19 protein-coding genes and 1 riboswitch are annotated in these 19,925 nt (G+C 27.2%); all 19 genes read left to right on the forward strand.

Features of this window, described 5'->3' with window-relative positions; genetic code table 11:
* Nucleotides 1-9 precede the first annotated feature (9 nt).
* The 19 genes from essC to CM240_RS05725 all read left to right on the forward strand — a co-directional run bounded on the left by essC (nucleotide 10) and on the right by CM240_RS05725 (nucleotide 19,923).
* Complete coding sequence (gene essC / locus CM240_RS05635; RefSeq protein WP_051483717.1) at nucleotides 10-4,536, forward strand: type VII secretion protein EssC; 4,527 nt, start codon at nucleotides 10-12, stop codon at nucleotides 4,534-4,536.
* A gap of 15 nt (nucleotides 4,537-4,551) precedes the next feature.
* Entirely contained in the window at nucleotides 4,552-4,839 is a 288-nt protein-coding gene (locus tag CM240_RS05640) for a WXG100 family type VII secretion target (protein WP_044037280.1), read from the forward strand.
* Nucleotides 4,840-4,920: 81 nt separating this feature from the next.
* Entirely contained in the window at nucleotides 4,921-5,529 is a 609-nt protein-coding gene (locus tag CM240_RS05645) for a hypothetical protein (protein WP_044037282.1), read from the forward strand.
* 176 nt (nucleotides 5,530-5,705) lie between these two features.
* On the forward strand, nucleotides 5,706-6,806 hold the full coding sequence (cobT, locus tag CM240_RS05650; RefSeq protein ID WP_044037284.1) for a nicotinate-nucleotide--dimethylbenzimidazole phosphoribosyltransferase: 1,101 nt from the start codon (nucleotides 5,706-5,708) through the stop codon (nucleotides 6,804-6,806).
* Between the two features lie 16 nt (nucleotides 6,807-6,822).
* Complete coding sequence (locus CM240_RS05655) at nucleotides 6,823-7,353, forward strand: cob(I)yrinic acid a,c-diamide adenosyltransferase (RefSeq protein WP_044037285.1); 531 nt, start codon at nucleotides 6,823-6,825, stop codon at nucleotides 7,351-7,353.
* Nucleotides 7,350-7,889 carry a bifunctional adenosylcobinamide kinase/adenosylcobinamide-phosphate guanylyltransferase gene (locus CM240_RS05660; RefSeq protein WP_044037294.1) on the forward strand — a complete coding sequence of 180 codons (540 nt, stop codon included), beginning with the start codon at nucleotides 7,350-7,352 and terminating at the stop codon, nucleotides 7,887-7,889. Before CM240_RS05655 ends, CM240_RS05660 begins: the two co-directional genes overlap by 4 nt.
* Entirely contained in the window at nucleotides 7,886-8,641 is a 756-nt protein-coding gene (locus tag CM240_RS05665) for an adenosylcobinamide-GDP ribazoletransferase (RefSeq protein WP_044037296.1), read from the forward strand. Before CM240_RS05660 ends, CM240_RS05665 begins: the two co-directional genes overlap by 4 nt.
* A 10-nt stretch (nucleotides 8,642-8,651) precedes the next feature.
* Nucleotides 8,652-9,038: a bifunctional adenosylcobinamide kinase/adenosylcobinamide-phosphate guanylyltransferase gene (locus CM240_RS05670; RefSeq protein ID WP_044037298.1), complete on the forward strand. Its 387-nt coding sequence runs from the start codon at nucleotides 8,652-8,654 to the stop codon at nucleotides 9,036-9,038.
* Nucleotides 9,025-9,633: a histidine phosphatase family protein gene (locus tag CM240_RS05675; protein WP_044037300.1), complete on the forward strand. Its 609-nt coding sequence runs from the start codon at nucleotides 9,025-9,027 to the stop codon at nucleotides 9,631-9,633. The genes CM240_RS05670 and CM240_RS05675 overlap by 14 nt, the downstream gene beginning before the upstream one ends.
* Nucleotides 9,634-9,636: 3 nt before the next feature.
* Nucleotides 9,637-10,578, forward strand: coding sequence for an adenosylcobinamide-phosphate synthase CbiB (gene cbiB / locus CM240_RS05680; RefSeq protein WP_044037302.1), 942 nt, complete (start codon nucleotides 9,637-9,639; stop codon nucleotides 10,576-10,578).
* Nucleotides 10,579-10,584: 6 nt separating this feature from the next.
* Nucleotides 10,585-11,661 carry a threonine-phosphate decarboxylase CobD gene (cobD, locus tag CM240_RS05685; protein WP_044037304.1) on the forward strand — a complete coding sequence of 359 codons (1,077 nt, stop codon included), beginning with the start codon at nucleotides 10,585-10,587 and terminating at the stop codon, nucleotides 11,659-11,661.
* Complete coding sequence (locus CM240_RS16805; RefSeq protein ID WP_051483718.1) at nucleotides 11,654-12,673, forward strand: alkaline phosphatase family protein; 1,020 nt, start codon at nucleotides 11,654-11,656, stop codon at nucleotides 12,671-12,673. Before cobD ends, CM240_RS16805 begins: the two co-directional genes overlap by 8 nt.
* Before the next feature lie 43 nt (nucleotides 12,674-12,716).
* A riboswitch (cobalamin riboswitch) is annotated at nucleotides 12,717-12,892 on the forward strand.
* A 139-nt stretch (nucleotides 12,893-13,031) separates the two neighbouring features.
* Nucleotides 13,032-13,943, forward strand: a complete 912-nt coding sequence (locus CM240_RS05695) for an ABC transporter substrate-binding protein (RefSeq protein WP_044037305.1) — start codon at nucleotides 13,032-13,034, stop codon at nucleotides 13,941-13,943.
* Nucleotides 13,936-14,955, forward strand: coding sequence for a FecCD family ABC transporter permease (locus CM240_RS05700; RefSeq protein ID WP_044037307.1), 1,020 nt, complete (start codon nucleotides 13,936-13,938; stop codon nucleotides 14,953-14,955). The genes CM240_RS05695 and CM240_RS05700 overlap by 8 nt, the downstream gene beginning before the upstream one ends.
* An 8-nt stretch (nucleotides 14,956-14,963) precedes the next feature.
* The gene (locus CM240_RS05705; protein WP_044037309.1) at nucleotides 14,964-15,728 is read left to right on the forward strand and encodes an ABC transporter ATP-binding protein; all 765 of its coding nucleotides are present in this window, start codon (nucleotides 14,964-14,966) and stop codon (nucleotides 15,726-15,728) included.
* The gene (locus CM240_RS05710; RefSeq protein ID WP_051483719.1) at nucleotides 15,725-16,378 is read left to right on the forward strand and encodes a Dph6-related ATP pyrophosphatase; all 654 of its coding nucleotides are present in this window, start codon (nucleotides 15,725-15,727) and stop codon (nucleotides 16,376-16,378) included. The genes CM240_RS05705 and CM240_RS05710 overlap by 4 nt, the downstream gene beginning before the upstream one ends.
* A 3-nt stretch (nucleotides 16,379-16,381) precedes the next feature.
* Nucleotides 16,382-17,878 carry a cobyric acid synthase gene (locus tag CM240_RS05715; RefSeq protein ID WP_044037310.1) on the forward strand — a complete coding sequence of 499 codons (1,497 nt, stop codon included), beginning with the start codon at nucleotides 16,382-16,384 and terminating at the stop codon, nucleotides 17,876-17,878.
* A 100-nt stretch (nucleotides 17,879-17,978) separates the two neighbouring features.
* On the forward strand, nucleotides 17,979-19,169 hold the full coding sequence (locus CM240_RS05720) for a pentapeptide repeat-containing protein (RefSeq protein ID WP_044039774.1): 1,191 nt from the start codon (nucleotides 17,979-17,981) through the stop codon (nucleotides 19,167-19,169).
* Between the two features lie 211 nt (nucleotides 19,170-19,380).
* On the forward strand, nucleotides 19,381-19,923 hold the full coding sequence (locus CM240_RS05725; protein ID WP_044037312.1) for a nitroreductase family protein: 543 nt from the start codon (nucleotides 19,381-19,383) through the stop codon (nucleotides 19,921-19,923).
* Nucleotides 19,924-19,925: the final 2 nt, after the last annotated feature.

The raw sequence follows: 19,925 nt of genomic DNA on the forward strand, positions 1-19,925 counted from the left end.
GATATAATAGTGGTAAATTCAAATTTTACAAATATCTTGATAATCAGAAATAAAAACTTTTATAGAGAAGTAGATTTAAATTTGCTACATGAAGAACACATTAAAATAGGAAACACTGATGAATGTAGTATAAAAGTTAAGTTACCATTTAGAGAATCAATAACAATTCAGTTAAATAAAGTTAATAAATCATGGCAAGTAGAAGAATTAGAAAATGCACATCTTACTTTTAATGGTATACATGGTGCATCCAAGATATTAAATAATGGTGACCAAATTATTATAAAAGATAAAATAAATAAAATTGAATTGTTTAGGATGAATCTTTTTATAGATTTTTTAGTTAGCGATGAAAATTATGATAAAGTGATACCGATGAATAATATTGAAGAAATAAGAGTAGGTAGCGATGCTGATAATGAAATTATTATAAGTGATACTTTTGTTGATAAGGCTCATTGTAAAATAGCATTAGATAGTAGTCATAATTTCTATATAACAGATTTAAATTCAAGGTTTGGCGTTTTTATAAATGGAAAAAAGGTTGAAGGACGTACTTATTTATGTGAGAATGACTTTATTATAATATGTGGTTATAAGTTTTTATTTAAAAATAGTTGTTTATGTATATCTAAGAATAATGAAAATATAGAAATTAGGGGATTGAATATATACATAAAGGATATAAAAGACTCATTACTTAAATATCCTTGTTTACAAAGAAGTCCAAGAATTATAGAACGATTACCTCAGGATGATATTGAAGTTTGTGAACCACCAGAAAAACCATCAAAGCCTTCAAATATGATAATAACCTCGGTTATTCCATTAATAGGTAGTGTTTTTATGTTTCTGATATTAAATGGACAAGGAGTTAAATATAGGGTATATTCCATGGGAATTATGGGTATATCGGCAGTGGTATCGTTAATTGTTTATTTTATACAAAATAATGAATACAAGAAAAATTGTATGATGAGAGAAATGAAATATAATGAATATCTTGAAAAATGTAATACAGATATATCGATACTTAAAAGTGAACAAATAAGAATTACTAATAATATGAATCCTGGAGAAAGTCTTTGTATAGAGAGAGTCAATGAATTTGCAAGAGAGTTATGGGAGAGGATAAAAAGCGATCCTGACTATTTAAAAATATCACTTGGAAAAGGAAAGGTACCAATTTCATTTTCTATAAATGGACCGAAAGATATGGATAATTTTGATGAGGATCAGTTAAGAAAAAAAGCAAATAATTTAGTTAGGAATAATACTTTTGTAGATCCTTGTAATATTACTATAGATTTGAAAGAGGATGCTCCTATTGGAGTAATAGGAAAAAGAGAGTATACTACAAGTTTTTTAACATCTTTACTTATAAAATTAACAGCACAATACAGTTATGAGGATATAAAGATAGCATTTATTTTTCCAGTAGATGAGTTAAATAAGTGGAATTGGCTAAGGTGGTTGCCTCATGTTTGGGATGATAAAAGAGATGTAAGATTTTTAGCTTATGATAAAAATAGCACTCACAGAGTTTTAAATAGTATTTATTCTTTAATTAAAGATAAAAATAGTGCTCATTATGTTATATTTTTTACAGATCCATCACTAATTGAAAATGAGCCTATAATGCCTCTAATAGAGAGTAATAATTCCATTGGTGTATCAGGAATTTTTTTATATGATTATATAGAATTAATTCCTAAGGAGTGTAAATATATCATTGAAGTTAATACTCCTAATGAAGGCGTATTAAGAAATGTTAAAGATGATGCTCAGAAGATAAAATTTACCCATGAAAATATAGAAGAATATGATATGGAGGAGTATGCTAAGCATCTTGCACCGGTATATGTAAAAAATAGCTTTAATCACAATTTATTACCAAGTAATTATACATTATTTGATTTGTACAATATTAATAATGTAAATGAGTTAAATATAGATAGATTATGGAATGAAAATAAAATATATGAGTCTATGGCTGTACCACTTGGAATAAACGCTAGTGGAGAAATTATAAATTTAGATATACATGAAAAATCTCATGGCCCACATGGGTTAGTTGCCGGTACAACTGGTTCAGGGAAAAGTGAAATGTTACAAACTTTTCTATTGTCAATGGCTATTAATTTTCATCCTCATGATGTCACTTTCATTATTATTGATTATAAAGGTGGAGGAATGGCTAATCAGCTTAAAGATTTACCACATCTTGTAGGTACAATTACTAATTTAGATGGCAATAAAATAGCGAGATCATTAATTTCTATAAAAAGTGAACTAAAAAAGAGACAACGTCTTTTTGATAAATTTGACGTTAATCATATAAATTCATATATGAAGTTATATAAAGCTGGTATTGCAAAAGAACCAATGCCTCATTTAGTTATAGTAGCTGATGAATTTGCAGAATTAAAACATGATCAACCAGATTTTATGAATGAATTGGTTACTACAGCGAGAATTGGAAGAAGTTTGGGTGTTCACTTGATTTTGGCAACTCAAAAACCAGCTGGAGTAGTAGATAATCAAATATGGTCAAATTCTAAATTTAAATTGTGTTTAAAAGTACAAGATGCTAGCGATAGTAATGAAATAATTAAATCACCATTAGCAGCAAATATAGTGGAATCTGGAAGATGCTATTTTCAAGTTGGAAATAATGAGGTGTTTGAATTATTTCAATCAGCTTGGAGTGGAGCTAAGAAGTATGAGGATAACGATTTAAATAAAAAAGAAATAGATATATACGAGATTGGTATAGATGGAACGAGAAAAAGTTTATATTCAACAAATGAAGAAAACGAAAATAAGTTTAGTAAAACTCAACTAGAGATAATAGTTGAAGAAATAAAGAAAGTTTGTTCAAAAAGAAATATAACAGAAATACCATGTCCATGGATGCCACCATTACCTACAAGTATTACTTATGATGAATTAGAAAAGTTTGATAGAAGTATAAAAAGTAATATATCTGCAGTAATAGGAATAATTGATATGCCTAAAAGTCAAACGCAAAAGCCTTTGCTGTTGAAATTAGAAGAAGGTCATACAATATTTTTTGGAGCACCAACCACTGGTAAAACAACATTATTACAAACTATCATTATTTCTCTTATTAAAAGATATTCACCAGAGGACATTAATATATACATTTTAGATTTTGGAACAATGGCTCTTAAGATATTTGAAGACAGTAATATAGTTGGTGGGGTAGTAACTGCAAATAATGAAGAGATGATGAATAATTTTATAAAATTTATTAGAAAAGAAGTTAATAGAAGAAAAGAAATATTATCAGATATGGGGGTAAGTTCTTATGCTGCATATAAAGAAGCTGGATATAAGGATTTGCCTAATATAATTATAATTGTAGATAACTTCTCAGCTTGCCAAGAATTATATCCTAACAATGAAGATGACTTTATAGTTTTGTCTAGGGAAGGTGCAAACTTGGGAATAGTATTGCTTATAACAGCTACAAATAGTAGTAGTATAAGATATAAGATGAGTGTTAATTTTAAAACAAGTTTCTCATTGAATTGTGTAGAGAAGTCTGAATATAGTAATATATTTGGAAGAATTCCAGAAATATTACCAGAGAGTTCAAAAGGAAGAGGTTTGTTTAAAGAAGATGAAATTTATGAATTTCAAGGAGCACTTCCTGTTAAAGGAGAAACGGAAATAGAAAGAGTTTCTAATATGAAAAAAGTTATCGCTAATAGAAATATTAAATATCCAGTAAAATCTACTAAAATACCGTCAGTACCTAAAATACTAATGCTTAGTGATATTTATAATGATGCTAAATTTAAGAAAATTGATAGAGATGGAATAATTCCAATTGGAATTGATATAGAGGAAATTCAATTATCATTTGTAGATATTTTTCAAAATGCTACACTACCTATTATAGGAAAGAATGGTATGGGAAAAAGAAATATAATGAAAGTAATTATGGATGTATTAAGTAGAAGAGATAATATATCTATGATAGTTTTAAACTCATCAGGATATGGTCTTGCAGGAATTAACAGATTCAATAATACATCTAAAGTTATAAAAAATGAAGAGGAAATAATAGATTTATTTTTTGATATTGATGAAGAATTAAATAGGAGAAGAAGTAGTTTAAATGATTTTATAAAAGAAAATTCGAAAGAAACACCAATATTTAAAAACATAGTTATTTTTATTGATGATTTTGAAGAATTTATTAAAATAACAGAAAAAAATATAGAAATAAAAAATATAATTAATAGGATTGTTACAAAAGATTATGTATTAGGTATTAATATAGTATTTGCTTGTGATGAAAATACTATTAGTCAGCATAGTTATAATCTTGACTATATTTCAAATATACGAAAAAATAATTTTGGAATTTACTTAGATAAGTTAGAGAATAGAAGATTTTTTGATGTTAAATTAAAATTTGGATACAATGAAAAATATTTATCTAAAGGAGAAGGATATATTATATCTAATGGATCCTATAGTAGAGTTAAATTTGCAAAATTATAATAGGAGGATGATTAGATGTCAGTTATTAAAGTTACACCGGAGGAATTAGAAAGATGCGCCAATGCTTTTAAGAATGCTGGAGATACTACAGATAGTGTAATAAATGATCTTGATGTACAAATAGATATGCTTTTAAGTTCTTGGGAAGGTGGTTCTAGAAATTCTTTTTTACTTCAATATGAGGAACTAAGACCACAGATTAAGAAATTTGTGGAGTTAACACATTCTATAGAATATAAGCTAAGGAATGTATCAGAGATGATGCAAGATACTGATGAAAAAATGGCAAACAGATTTAGATAGAGAATGTATACACATAAATATTAGCTTTTAGGAAAAAATAAAGATGTTAAGAACTGTTATATATAAAGAGGAGGAAATAACGTGAAAAGAAATTCTTTAAAAGCTAAGATTTTAACAGGTATAGTTACTAGTTTTGTATTTATATCATCATCTTCTATTGCTTTTGCTGAAGAAATGAATAAAGAAAAATCTATGTCAGTTACTGAAAATTCCAATGAAATTGTTCAAAAGGATAATACAAGACATCATTGTAATGATGATAAAGAAAAACATAAAGATAATATGAAATATTCTCTAGAAAGTGCTATGAAGGATAAAATAATAACAGCAGAAGAATATGATAAGATTATGAAGCATATTAGTGATAAATGTGACAAAAAACTGGAGATAAATAAAAATAAAGATATATATGATGATTTAGTTGACAATAAGATTTTAAGTAAAGATAAAGCAAAAGATTTAAAGAAATATATTGGGAAAAATATGAAATTAAAAATAGACTCAACATTGGATCAGTTAATCAAAGATGGAATTATAAATAAAAAAGAGGCAAAAGAAGTTAAAAAAGCTATAAAAGAAAGAAAGCCATTAGAAGAATTGATTCAAAAAGGAATTATAACACAAGAACAGTATGATAAAATAATAGCAAAATTACATAATCATTCTGAAAAATGTAGTTGTAATGAGTAAAAGAGTAAGTAAAATAGCTATGTCAATTAATATAATGACATAGCTATTTTCTTTTATAATAAAGTTGAAGAAAAAAAATATGGTGTTAAAATATAGAGTGTTAATTATAAAATATATAAATTATATTTATAGTATGATATATATAAATATTTATTAGAATAAATAAGGGGGGTATTATGAATTATTATTTAAATAGAATAAATGAAGTAATTGAAGGTATAGAAGAGCTAAATAGAAGTGCAATGATAAAAGCTGAAGAAAGGTTAAATTCACTTGCAAAACCAATAGGTAGTCTTGGTAAGTTAGAAGATATAGCGGTGCAATTATCAGGTATTACAGGTAAAATAAAAAATAAAGTTGAAAAAAAAGCTATAATAATAATGTGTGCTGATAATGGAGTGGTAGAAGAGGGAGTAGCTTCAGGTCCACAGTCATTGACAGTAGCACAAACTATAAATTTTACAAGGGGATTAACAGGGGTAGCAGTATTAGCAGAAAAAAATAATTCAGATTTAATAGTTGTGGATGTTGGTATAAATAGTGATGAAAAAATCCAATCAGTAAAGGAGAGAAAAATAAGAAAATCTACAGATAATATTGCAAAAGGTCCTGCAATGACATATGAAGAATGTTTAAGAGCAATAGTTGTTGGTATAGATATGGTAGAAGAAGCTAAGAAAAGTGGATATGATTTGATAGGGGTAGGTGAAATGGGAATAGGAAATACTACTACAAGTAGTGCTGTTCTTTCAGTAATTACAGGATGTGAAGTAGAAAAGGTAGTAGGAAAAGGTGCAGGATTAACTAAGGATGCTTTTGAAAAAAAGAAAAAAGTTATAAGAGATGCTATAAAGATAAATAACCCTGATAAAAATAATATTATAGATGTATTATCAAAAGTTGGAGGTTTTGATTTAGCAGCTATGACAGGGGTGTTTTTAGGTGCAGCCTTTTATAAAATACCTGTGGTAATAGATGGATTTATATCTGTAGTAGCAGCATTAGCAGCTTTTAAGATAAATAGTTTAGCTAAAGAATATTTTATACCATCTCATAAGTCATGGGAAGTTGGTTATAATATTGCAATTGAAAATATGCATTTGGAGCCAATGCTAGATTTAAATATGAGATTAGGTGAAGGAAGTGGATGTCCAATAGCATTTTCTATAGTAGAATATTCTTGTGCTATTATGAACAACATGGCAACATTTGATGAAGCAGAAATAGATGATAGTTATTTAGAAGAAGTAAGAGAAAAAGAAAATTATATTGTTTAAAGGAGAGAAATTAGAAATGGATCAGGGATTAATTCATATATATTGTGGTGATGGAAAAGGAAAAACTACTGCTGCAATGGGACTTGGAATGAGAGCAGCAGGAAGAAAGAAAAAAGTATTATTGACTCAATTTTTGAAAAGTGGAAGAACGGGAGAGTTAGCATCAATAGAAAAATTAGACGAGTATTTTCATATTTTTGAAGGTAAACCTGTTAATAAGTTTGTATGGAATATGAATTATGAAGAAAAAGCGGTTACCAAAGATGAACATGGAAGTAGATTTAGAAAAGTAGTAGATAAAGCTATAGACGAAGACTATGATATGTTAATATTAGATGAGAGTATAGCATCTATAAATTTAGAATTTATAGATTTAAATGAAGTTATAAGCTTTCTAAAAAACAAACCTTATGGATTAGAAGTTATAATGACTGGTAGAAATCCTAAAGAAGAATTGATAGATTTAGCTGACTATGTGTCAGAGATAAAGTGTGTAAAACATCCTTATGAAAAAGGTATACCATCTAGAATAGGAATAGAAAAGTGATTTACTTTATAGTGGGAGGATCCAAAAGCGGGAAATCATTTTATGGAGAGAAAGAGGCAATTAAGTTATGTAAGAATAGTGAGTTATATTATATAGCAACAATGAATCCATATGATAAAGAAGATGAGAAAAGAATTGAAACCCATCGAAGGCAGAGAGATGGTTTGGGATTTAAAACAATTGAACAGTATAGAGATATAGAAGAAATATTACTTAAGGTAAATTATTCTTCTACCATATTTATTGATAGCATTACATCTTTATTAACAAATGAAATGTTTTTAGAAAATGAAATTATAGAAAAACCAAGTAGAAAAATAATAGATGGTATAAAAAAAGTTGTTGAATCTGCTAGTAATGTTGTTATTATATCTGACTATATATTTAGTGATAGTATAATATATGACAAGTATACAGAGGAATTTAAAAAAGAGTTAGGATATATAAATATTAAGATAGCTAATATGGCAGATAAAGTAGTAGAATGTTTTTTTGGAAACGTATATGTACATAAAGATATAGAGGAGAATAAATGAAAAGATATTTAAAAGGATTATTGATGGCGTTAGGAATGTTTACTATAATTCCTATGCCTAAAACTTATTGGGATGATGAAAGTTCAAGGCACATTATGAAATCTTATCCTGTAATAGGATTAGTAATAGGAGCGTTATGGACTATTCTTTATAAATTACTATTATATTTAAACACATCAAATATGATAAGAACTGCAATACTAATGATTTTTCCATTTTTTATTACAGGAATGTTACATTTAGATGGGTTTATGGATGTATGTGATGCTTTATTATCTAGAAGAGATAAAGAAGAGAAAGTAAGGATACTTAAAGATCCTAATACCGGTGCTTTTGCGGTTATATCTTTAGCTATGATTTTTATTATTAATTTTTCGGCAATGTATACATTTATTGAAAAAGGTATTCCTTTCTACATTTTATTAGTAATTCCTATAATATCAAGAAGTATAATTGCAATAATGCTTTTGATAAAACCTACTATGAAGGAAAGTTCATTTGGAGCTTATTTTAAAAAAGGGACAGGAAAGTTTGATATTATTGTACTAATGATTTTTCTTTTAATTTCTATATCATGTAGCTTTATTTTATTAAAGATAAAAGGAATTCTATTAGCAATATTAATGATAATAACGGTAGTTTTAACAGTGAATAATTCTTGCAAAGAGCTTGGAGGTATCAATGGTGATATTGCTGGACATGGATTAGTATTAGCGGAGTCTATTGCTCTTTTATTTTTATCATTAGTGTAGAGGTGAGAAAGTGATTTTAGTAGTTGGTGGAGCTTATAATGGAAAATTAAGCTTTGTACAGGAACAATTCAATATATCTAAAGAAAATATATGTTTTTGTAATGAAGAAAACATTGATTTTTCAAAACAAGTTATATATAAATTTCATAAAAAAATATATATGCAAAGGATAAGTGGAAATAATCCAGTTGATGAATTACATAAGATTAAAGAAAAACTAAAAGATAAAATAATAATTTGTGATGATATTTCTTCTGGAATAGTTCCATTAAAGAAAGAAGAAAGACTTTGGAGAGAGGATACTGGTAGATGTCTACAAATATTAAGTAAAGAGGCTAATATTATATATAGAGTTTTTTGTGGAATACCTACATTAATTAAAAATGAAGAGTTATAATTTATATTTTATAAGACATGGAAAAACGAAGGCAAATGAATTATCAAAATATTGTGGTAGTACAGATATTTCATTAAGTAAGATAGGGATTAAAGAACTTGAAGCATTTAAGGAAGTAAATAATTATCCTGAGGGAGAGATATATTTTACTACAGGAATGAACAGAACAAATGAAACTATGAAAATCATATATCCCAATATTCAATATGAAGTAATAGATGGATTTAAGGAATATAATTTTGGAATATTTGAGATGAAATCTTATGAAGAGTTGAAATTTAATAAAAGTTATTTATCATGGATAAATGATGAAATGGGAGAAGTAGTTTGTCCTAATGGGGAAAGTAAAAAAGACTATAGAAAAAGGATTCAAGAAACATTTATAAATATAACAAAAGATATTATTGCTAAAAATATATCAAATGCAGTATTTATTTGCCATGGTGGAACTATAGGAACTATACTAGAATTATTCTATGATAATTCTAAAAACTTTTATCAGTGGCAACCTAGATGTGGAGAGGGTTATAAGATAGTAGTAACTGGTAAAGAAAAAATTGAAATTATTGATGTAGAAAGAATATTTGAGGTTTGATTTATGATATGTTTAACAATAGGTGTTTTATTAGATTTTATAATAGGAGATCCACAAAATCCTATTCATCCCGTTAGAATTATAGCAATGCTGGCTAAAAATTTAGAAGAAAGATTACGTAAAATTATGAATAATAACTTGAAATTAGCAGGAGCTATTATGTGGTTTCTAGTTATTGCTATAACATTTTTTGTTTCTAGTGTTGTTGTTATAATTTTTAATAGAATTAATAATTATTTAGGAATTTTAGTTTCATCAGTTATGATTTATTTCTGCATTTCTTCTAAGGGACTTATAGTTGAGGGATTAAAAGTTGTTAAGTTTATACTAAATAATGATATTATAGGAGCAAGAAAACAGCTTTCATATATAGTGGGAAGAGATACAAGTAGTTTAGAGAAAGATGGAATTTTAAAAGCTGTTGTAGAAACTTTAGCAGAAAATTTATCTGATGGAGTAGTAGCACCATTATTTTATATAGGGATAGGTGGAGCACCACTTGGGATTATGTATAAGGCTGTAAATACTATGGATTCTATGTTCGGATATAAAAATGAAAGATATAGGGAATTCGGATATTTTTCAGCTAAAGCCGATGATATATTTAATTATATTCCTGCTCGTTTAACAGCTATTCTAATAATATTAGTATCTTTTATTTTGAGGTTAAATACTAAAAATTCCTTTAAGGTTTATAAGAGAGATAGGAATAAACATCTTAGTCCTAATAGTGCACATCCTGAAGCTGCTGTAGCAGGAGCGTTAAATCTTAGATTAGGAGGTCCAAATTATTATTTTGGAAAATTAGTGGAGAAACCTTATATAGGTGACTATCTAAAGGACATAGAAGTGGAAGATGTATATATAACTAATAAAATAATATATAGTGTTACAATTTTATCATATATAATAGCTATAGTACTTATATTTATAATAGGGAGGTAGAGTGGTTTGTATTTAGGAATGCATGGTGGAGATGTGGAAGAAGTTGCAAGACGATATAATATAGATAAGAAAAATATTATAGATTTTTCTGCCAATATAAATCCATTGGGAATAAGTGAAAAATGTAAAGAAGCCATGATAGATTCACTTAATAATATAAATGTATATCCTGATATAACTTATTTTAGGTTAAAGAAGTCAATATCAAGATTTGAAAATATTAATTCTAATAATATTTTTTTAGGTAATGGAGCAGCAGAATGTATATTTAATGTGGTTAGAGCTATTAATCCTAAAAAAGCATTAATACCAGCACCAAGTTTTTCAGAATATAAACAAGCTGTTGACAGTGTTGATGGAGAAATAAAATATCATGTTTTAAAAGAGAACAATAATTTTAATTTTGATGAAGATTTTATATGTGATATTACTGAAGATGTTGATCTAGTGTTTATATGCAATCCTAATAACCCTACAGGAACGTTAACATCAAGAGAATTCATTTTAAAAGTAATTGAAAAGGCCAAGATTGTTGATGCTATTATAGTCATAGATGAATCGTTTTTAGATTTTGTTTTTGAAGAGGAAAGATATACTTTAAAAAATTTAATAAATAGTTTCGATAGGTTAGTAATAATAAAATCCTTAACAAAATTTTTTGCACTACCAGGGGTAAGGGTAGGATATGGTATTACATCAAATACGAAAATTATGAAAGCAATTAAAAAAATATCTATTCCATGGAATATAAATACCGTAGCTGTTGAAGGAAGTATAGCATCTCTTAATGATACGGAGTACATAAAAAAGACCAGAGAATATATGGAAAAAGAAAGAGAAAATCTTTATAAAGAAATAAAATCACATAAGGGGATAAAAGTTTTTAATCCATCTGTAAATTATATATTTTTTAAATTAGAATCTAATATAGACTTAAGGGGAAAATTATTAGAAAAGAATATACTAATAAGAAGTTGTGAAAACTATTATGGATTGGATAATAGATATTATAGGGTTGCGGTAAAAAGTAATAGTGATAATAAAATTCTAGTTAAATTATTAGAAGAAGTGTTAAATGAGTAAAAAGAAAGTATTAATAATTATAGATGGATTAGAGGAAAATGAAAATGAATTTTTGGTAGATGTATTGAAAAAAGATGTAAAAAATACATCTATTGGTATTGATGAAAAGATAGTCGATACTGGAGTTAATGGATTTAAATCAGAAAGCTTAATTTGTATATTAAACATACTTGGATATCCAGCTAATATATATAAAATTTATGAAAGAGCATATTTTGAATCTATAGCTAGAGGTTATAGTAAATTAGAAAAAAAGACTATATTACGTTGCAATATAGTTAAAATATCAGATAATAGATTAATAGATTTCACCGGAGGTATATCAAAAGAAATTGGGAAAATGCTTATTGATAGAATACAAGAAACTATTCCTTATATTCAGCATTGTAGTTCTTATAAAAATTTAATTTTTTTAGATGAGCCATACCAATATATAAAGTCAATTCAATTGCCACCACCGCATTTTAGCATAGGTAAAGTTATTGATAATAGAAATGATAGAAATATTATTACGGAGATTATGGATAAATCTAGAAAAATATTTAGTGATTTAGGATACACAAATCTTCTATTATGGCCATGGGGAGCATCAAAAAAAACTACGTTGCCCAGCTTTTATATAAAGCATGGATTAAAAGCTGCTGTTGTATCAGGTATCGACTTAGTTAAAGGAATAGGAAAGGTGTTAGATATGGTAGTCCCTAATATAGATGATGCTACTGGAGATATAGATACAAATTTAGAAAATAAGTTAGAGATGACTTTAAAACTTTTAAAGGAAAAAGATTTTATATTATTACATATAAATGGGTGTGATGAAGCTGCACATCGTAAAGAATATGATAAAAAAATCATGTTTTTTAATAGAATAATTAAAGTTGTAATAGAGCCTCTATTGAGTGAAGTTGATAATAACTTTGAAGTAATAGTAGGAAGTGATCATATTACAAATTCAGTTACAGGAGAGCATGCTGATGGAAAAGTGAAATTTATTGGTTTTAAAGTTAAGTGAAGAGTTTGTATTGACAATAATAGCTTAAAATAATATAATCAATAAGAAAATTGACATAGAATGTGTTATAGACTTAATAGGGAATAAAGTGAAAATCTTTAACTACCCCAGTAACCGTGAAACTGACGAAATCTTTATTATAGCCACTGCGAAAGCGGGAAGGTAAGAGAGAGTAGGATGAAGTAAAGTCGGGAGACCTGCATTTTATGATGAATTATTATCTTCTGAGGGTGGGATAATAATATATACTATTTTTGAACATAAAGATAAAATAACCCCTGGGTTATTTTTATTTTTTTGTGCAAAATATGTATACATATATGTAAATTCCTTCAATAAAAACGTGAGGAGAATAAAAATGAAAAAAACAAAAAAATTTTTATCACTAATATTGCTAATAGCAATGTTAACACTTTCATTAATTGGATGTGGAAGTGAAAAATCTATTACTATGGAAGATAGGGAAGGAACTAAGTTTACTTTACCTTCTAAAGTAGAAAAAATTATTTCGACAGCACCATCAAATACAGAGGTATTAGTAGAATTAGGATTATCGGATAAACTAGTTGCCATAGATAAATATTCTACAGACATAGAAGGTATAGATAAGGATTTACCTACAATTGATTTTAGAAATCCCGATGCTGAAACAATTATATCTTTAGAGCCTGACATTATAATAGCTTCAGGACATAATAAAACTGGAAATGAAGATCCATTTGCAGCAATAAAAGAAGCTGGTATTACAGTTGTATATATTCCAAGTAGTGATAGTATTGAAGGTGTATATAAAGATATAAGCTTTATTGCTGATATAACTGGTACTGAAGAAAAAGGTGAAAAAATTATAGATGATATGAAGAAGGAGATTTCAAAAATTGCTGATATAGGTAAAACTATTACTGATAAGAAAAAAGTATATTTTGAAATAGGTTCTTCATCAAGTTTATTTAGCTTTGGTAAAAATACATTTTTAAATGAAATGATAGAATTAATAGGTGCTGAAAATATTTTAGGCAATGAAGAAGGTTGGGTATCTCCAAGTGAAGAAATTATTATTAAAGACAACCCAGATGTTATTTTGACAAATGAGCCTGTAGACAATATTATAGATACTATTAAAAATAGAGAAGGATGGGGAGAAATAAATGCAGTAAAGAATAACAATGTTTATCTTATTGATAAAAATGCATCATCTAGACCTTCTCAAAATATAATTAAAGCATTAAAGGAAATGGCTAAAGCCATTTATCCAGAGAAATATGAATAGGAATAGAAAAATATTATTGATATCTATATTTATAGCTATTTTAGTAATTTGTATTGGAACTTCCATTGGAAGTTCCAATATTAATATACAAGATGTTATATCAATAATATTAAATAAAATGTTTAAAATTCCTCTTTTAGAGGGAATAGAAGAAAGATATGTATCAATAATATGGAAACTTAGGTTACCAAGGGTATTGTTAGCTTTCCTTGTTGGAGCGGCTTTATCTGTAAGTGGAGTTGTTATACAATCAATTTTAAAAAATTCATTGGCATCACCATATACTCTAGGAATATCTTCTGGAGCATCATTAGGAGTTGGTATAGTAATTGTAACTGGCATAACTATTCCTATATTAGGAGTATTAATGTTACCAATAGTAGGTTTCTTATGTGGCCTTATTACAGTTTTTGCTGTGGTGTTATTTGCATCAAGAGTAGATAAAACTATGGGAAATAATACATTAATTTTATCTGGAATGGTATTTTCATTATTTGCAAATGCAATATTAACAACAATAACTGCTTTATGTAGTGAAAATATTGAAAGTATAAGTCTTTGGCAAATGGGCTCTTTTTCTTTAAAAGGATGGTCTTATGTAAAAGGTGGTAGTATATTTTTTATAATAGGTTTTATTGGTGTTATGTTATATGCTAGAGAAATGGATATTTTATCTTTTGGAGAAGATCAAGCAAAATCTATTGGAGTAGAGACGGAGAGGGTAAAAAAGAAATTATTATTTTTAGTAGCAATTTTAACAGGAACATCTGTAGCTTTAAGTGGTGTTATCGGTTTTGTAGATCTTATAATACCTCATCTAGTTAGGAAGGTTGTAGGTTCAAAACATATTTATGTTGTGCCTATGGCATTACTTTTTGGAGGATCATTTATGGTAATAACAGATTTAATTGCAAGAACAGTGGTAGTACCATCGGAGCTACCAGTAGGTGCAATAACTGCATTGATAGGAGCACCGTTTTTTGCTTATATTTATTTTAAAAAGTCTAAGTAGGTGTATATATGTTAGAAGTTACTTCGCTATATTGCGGTTATGATAAAGAGATGATTATAAAGAACGTTAGTTTCGTTGCAAATAGAAAAGAAAATCTTTGTATAGTGGGACCAAATGGATCGGGTAAAAGCACATTATTGAAGTCTATTGGTAATCTTTTAGGATATAAAGGAAGAATAACATTGGATAACACTGATATTAATACTTTTACAAGAAGTGATCTTGCAAAAAGAATAGCGATATTAAGTCAGATAAGCACAATACATTTTCCGTATACTATTTATGAAACAGTGGCATTAGGAAGATATGCACATATGAAAAATTCTAGATTATCTTTAAATAAAGAGGATAAGGATATAATATTTGAAAGTCTTAGAATGGTAGGACTTTTAGAAATAAAAGATACATATATAAATAATCTTTCTGGAGGACAATTGCAAAGGGTATTTTTAGCAAGAACTTTTGCGCAAAATCCCGAAGTAATATTATTAGATGAGCCTACTAACCATTTAGATTTAAAATATCAAATAGAAATATTGGAATACTTAAAGAAATGGTCTGAAGAAAATGATAAGATTTTAATAAGTGTGTTACATGATTTAAATTTAGTTAATATATTTAGTGATAAAGTAATAGTTTTAAATAATGGTGAAATTGCTGAAATTGGTGATACAAAAAAAGTACTTAGTAGTAAAATGTTAAATGAAGCCTATAATATGGATATAAGAAATTTTATGATAAATTCCTTAAAAAAATGGGAGGGAAATAAATGAAAAAGTTTGTGATGTCTTATAGTACTGGAAAGGATAGCACATTATCGCTGTTTAGGATGATTAATAAAGGATATATTCCTTATGGATTGTTAGTAACCATTAATAAGGATGAGGAAAAGAGTTGGTTTCATGACATTGATAGAGATCTTTTATTAAAGGTTAGTGAAGAATTAAATATTGATCTTATAGAGGTACAATGTAGTGGTAATAAATATGAAGAATATTTTGAAGATAAGTTAGTGCAATGTAAAAGAGATGGTGTAGACTATTGTGTATTTGGAGATATAGATATTGAAAGTCATAAAAGATGGGGAATAGATATATGCAACAAAGCTAATATGGAGGCAATATTTCCAATTTGGAATGAAGATAGAGAAAAGTTGGTTTATGAGTTTATTGATTCAGGATTTAAGGCTGTAATAAAGAAAGTAGAAAACAAATTTTTAGGTAAGGAATTTTTGGGGAAGGTACTTACTAAAGAAGTTGTAGAAGAAATTAAAAAATCAGGAGCAGATCCTTGTGGTGAGAATGGAGAATACCATACTTTTGTCTTTGATGGATCTATATTTAAAAATAAAGTAGATATAATATTTGGTGATATATATGTAGGTGAAAGAACTTCCTCTATATCAATAAGGAGTGGAAAGTAAAAAATGAATGCTAATATAATGTTATTAGGAACAGCATCTTCAGTTGGTAAAAGCACAATAGCTACAGGAATATGTAGATATTTTAAAAATAAAGGGATAAAAGTGGCACCATTTAAGGCTATGAATATATCATTGAACTCTTATGTGACAGAAGATGGATTGGAAATGGGGAGGGCTCAGGTAGTACAAGCTGATGCTTGTGATATTAAACCATCGGCTTATATGAATCCATTATTATTAAAGCCTTGTGGAGATTGTAAAACCCAAGTTATTGTAAATGGTCTTGTATATAAAGTTATGGACTCTTATAAATATAAAAATTTAAATAAAGAACTAAAAGTTAAAGTTAAAGAGAGTTATAATATATTATCTAAAGATTATGATTTAATTATTTTAGAGGGATCAGGCAGTTGTGCAGAAATAAATTTAAAAGATTCTGATATTGCCAATATGTCAATGGCTAAGATGGTTAATGCACCAGTAATTTTAGTAGCAGATATTGATAGGGGTGGAGTTTTTGCATCGATAGTTGGAACTCTTATGCTTCTTGATGAAGATGAAAGAAACCTTGTAAAAGGTGTTATAATAAATAAGTTTAGAGGTAATAGTGAATATTTTGATTCTGCAAAAAAACAACTAGAAGATATTATAAAGATTCCTGTATTAGGGGTAATGCCCTATGTTGATTTAGATATAGAAGATGAAGATAGTGTCACAGAAAGAATAAATAACAAAGAAGTAAAAGGTATAATAGATATAGCTGTTATAAGATTGCCACATATGTCTAACTTTACTGATTTTAATCCTTTAGATATGGAGGAAAATATTACTATTAGGTATGTTTCAGAGGTAAGCGAGATTGGAAATCCACATGTTATTATTTTACCAGGGACGAAGACGACTATAGAAGATTTAAGATATATAAAAGAAAATGGAATCTACGATGAAATAGTTAGTAGGAAAAATAAAGGTACTATAATCTTTGGTATATGTGGTGGATATCAAATGTTGGGTGAAGTATTATGTGATGAATATGGTGTAGAAGGTAATATTAAAGAAGAAGTAGGATTTAATCTATTAAGATCTAGAACTATATTCAAAGAAAATAAGACGACAATTCAAAGGGAAGGAAAAATTACTTGTTCGGGCAGAATATTTAACAAAATTTTGGATTGTGAGGTTACAGGTTATGAAATACATAATGGAGTAACAGTAGGAAATAAAAATGACATTTTTATAGAAGATCCAGCTGGGGAACCTTTAGGAATGATAAATAAAGAAGGAAATGTATTAGGTACATACCTTCATGGAATATTTGATAATGATGAATTTCGTAGATTATTTATACAATCACTAATAGACTATTTGAATATATATGATACAGTAACAGATAATGTATCTTACAAAAGTTATAAAAAGTTGCAATTCGATAAGTTAGTTGAAGTTATGAAAGAAAATTTAGATATGAAGAAAATTGAAGAAATAATTAATAAAGCCTAAACCTATTTGAGGCTTTATTTTTTTATGGATAAATTTATTATGATTGTAGAAAATAAAATAGGAAGATTAATTAAAAATGAAATTTATAAGAGGTAATATTATGAGCTATATAAATTTTAAAGAAGAAATAAGTGTTGCAAACGATCAACTTAATAAGAGAAGAGAGAATAATAAAAAGTTATGTGATGATATGTTTAAGGATAAAAGTAAAGCCAGCAAATTTCAAATTGATAATCAATATAGTTTTAAAACTATAACTAATATATTATTTGGTGAAAAAGGGGTAAAAAAAGAAGACGAATTTATAGAGATAGCAAATAGAGATATTATATGTAGTAAATTTGTAGAATGTAAGTTTTATAATGTAAAGTTTAAAGACTGTAAATTTATAGGGTGTTTATTCGATAAATGTGATTTTGGTGGAGGAGGTGTAATTTTTGAAGGATGCTGTTTTTTAAAGAAAGAAAGTGAAGAAATACCATCATTAAACTGTACAGATAATTTTTCAACAGAGTTTAGAAAAAGTAAACTGTATTGTAAATTCTTAGATTGCAATCTTGGTTTTGCCATCTTTGATAATGATGAACTTTCTAATATATGTTTTGAAAATAATAATTTAAATAGTGTAATTATAAAAGATAGTACAACAGATGGAATAAAAATTCAAGATAGTAATATGAGAGGATTTAAAACAATAAATACTTACATAAAAGATTTAGATTTTTTAGATGAAGGAAGAAGTAGTTTTGATGAAAAGACTTTTTTTGATAAGATTCCATTAAGAGAAAAGACTCGTGATGAATATGAAGGAATTTATCATGTATATGAAACTTTAGCAGATAAGTTTAAAGAAAATAATTTAAATAATAATTTTGGTGAGTATTATTTTTTATGTAAGACAGTTCAAAGAAAAACATTAAAACCTATTCCGAAATTATTGTCATATATATATTGGTTTTCATGTGGATATGGAGAGAGACCAGAAAATGCAGCGATTTCTTCTTTAGTTATTATAATAATTTTTTCAATACTTTTTTTGATTTTTGGATTAGATATAAATGGAGAAACAGTTAAATATACCGTTAATTATATAAGGAATTGTTCTATAATGAAGTTTTGGAATGATTTAAAAATAGCTTTTGATTCTAGTGTTGGAGCCTTTACTGGTGTTGGATATAATGCTGGAGAACCTTTAGAAAATACATATTTTTTAGGTGATATTGAAATGCTACTGGGTGTAATAATGATGGGTATTGGTATAGGAACTATAACTAGAAAAATAGTAAGGTAGTAGTAATGTTTATTATATAAATTATAAAAACACTATTTTATACTTTGGAAAGTTAAATTGATTATTGATAAAATATATAGAAAAATACTGCCGATGAAGAATTTATTTGAATTCTCCATCGGCAGTATTTCTTTACTATTCATATATTTGTTATAATGTTATATAAAGAATTATAAGATATATAATGAAGTGAAATAATTAGGAGATAAATATGGATTTTAAAGAATTATTATTAAAAAGAGAAAGTACTAGAAATTATATAGATAAAAAGGTGGAAAGAGAAAAAATTATAGAGTGTATAGAAGCAGGTAGAGTTGCACCATCTGCTTGTAATGCACAGCCATGGAAGTTTATAATTGTTGATGAAGATTCTAAGGTAAAGGAATTAAGTAAATGCATTTATGATCCAGTTATTGGAATGAATAAATTTGCATTACAAGCACCAGCATTCATTATAGCTGTAAGAGAAAAGAGAAATCTTACATCTAAAATAGGAGAAATAGTAAAGAAAAAAGATTTTACATCTCTTGACATGGGGATGGCGATAGAGAATATATGTCTTTATGCAACGTATATAGGATTAGGTACTTGTATAATTGGATGGTTTAAGGAAAAAGGGATTAGAAAAATTTTAAATATACCAAAAGATAAAGAGGTAGATCTAATAATTTCTATTGGTTATAGTGGTGATGAAAAACCAAGGAAAAAAGTGAGAAAGAATATAAATGATATAATGGGAGTTAATGAATATTAATG

The organism is Clostridium bornimense, assembly GCF_000577895.1.
GTDB lineage: Bacteria > Bacillota > Clostridia > Clostridiales > Clostridiaceae > Clostridium_AN > Clostridium_AN bornimense.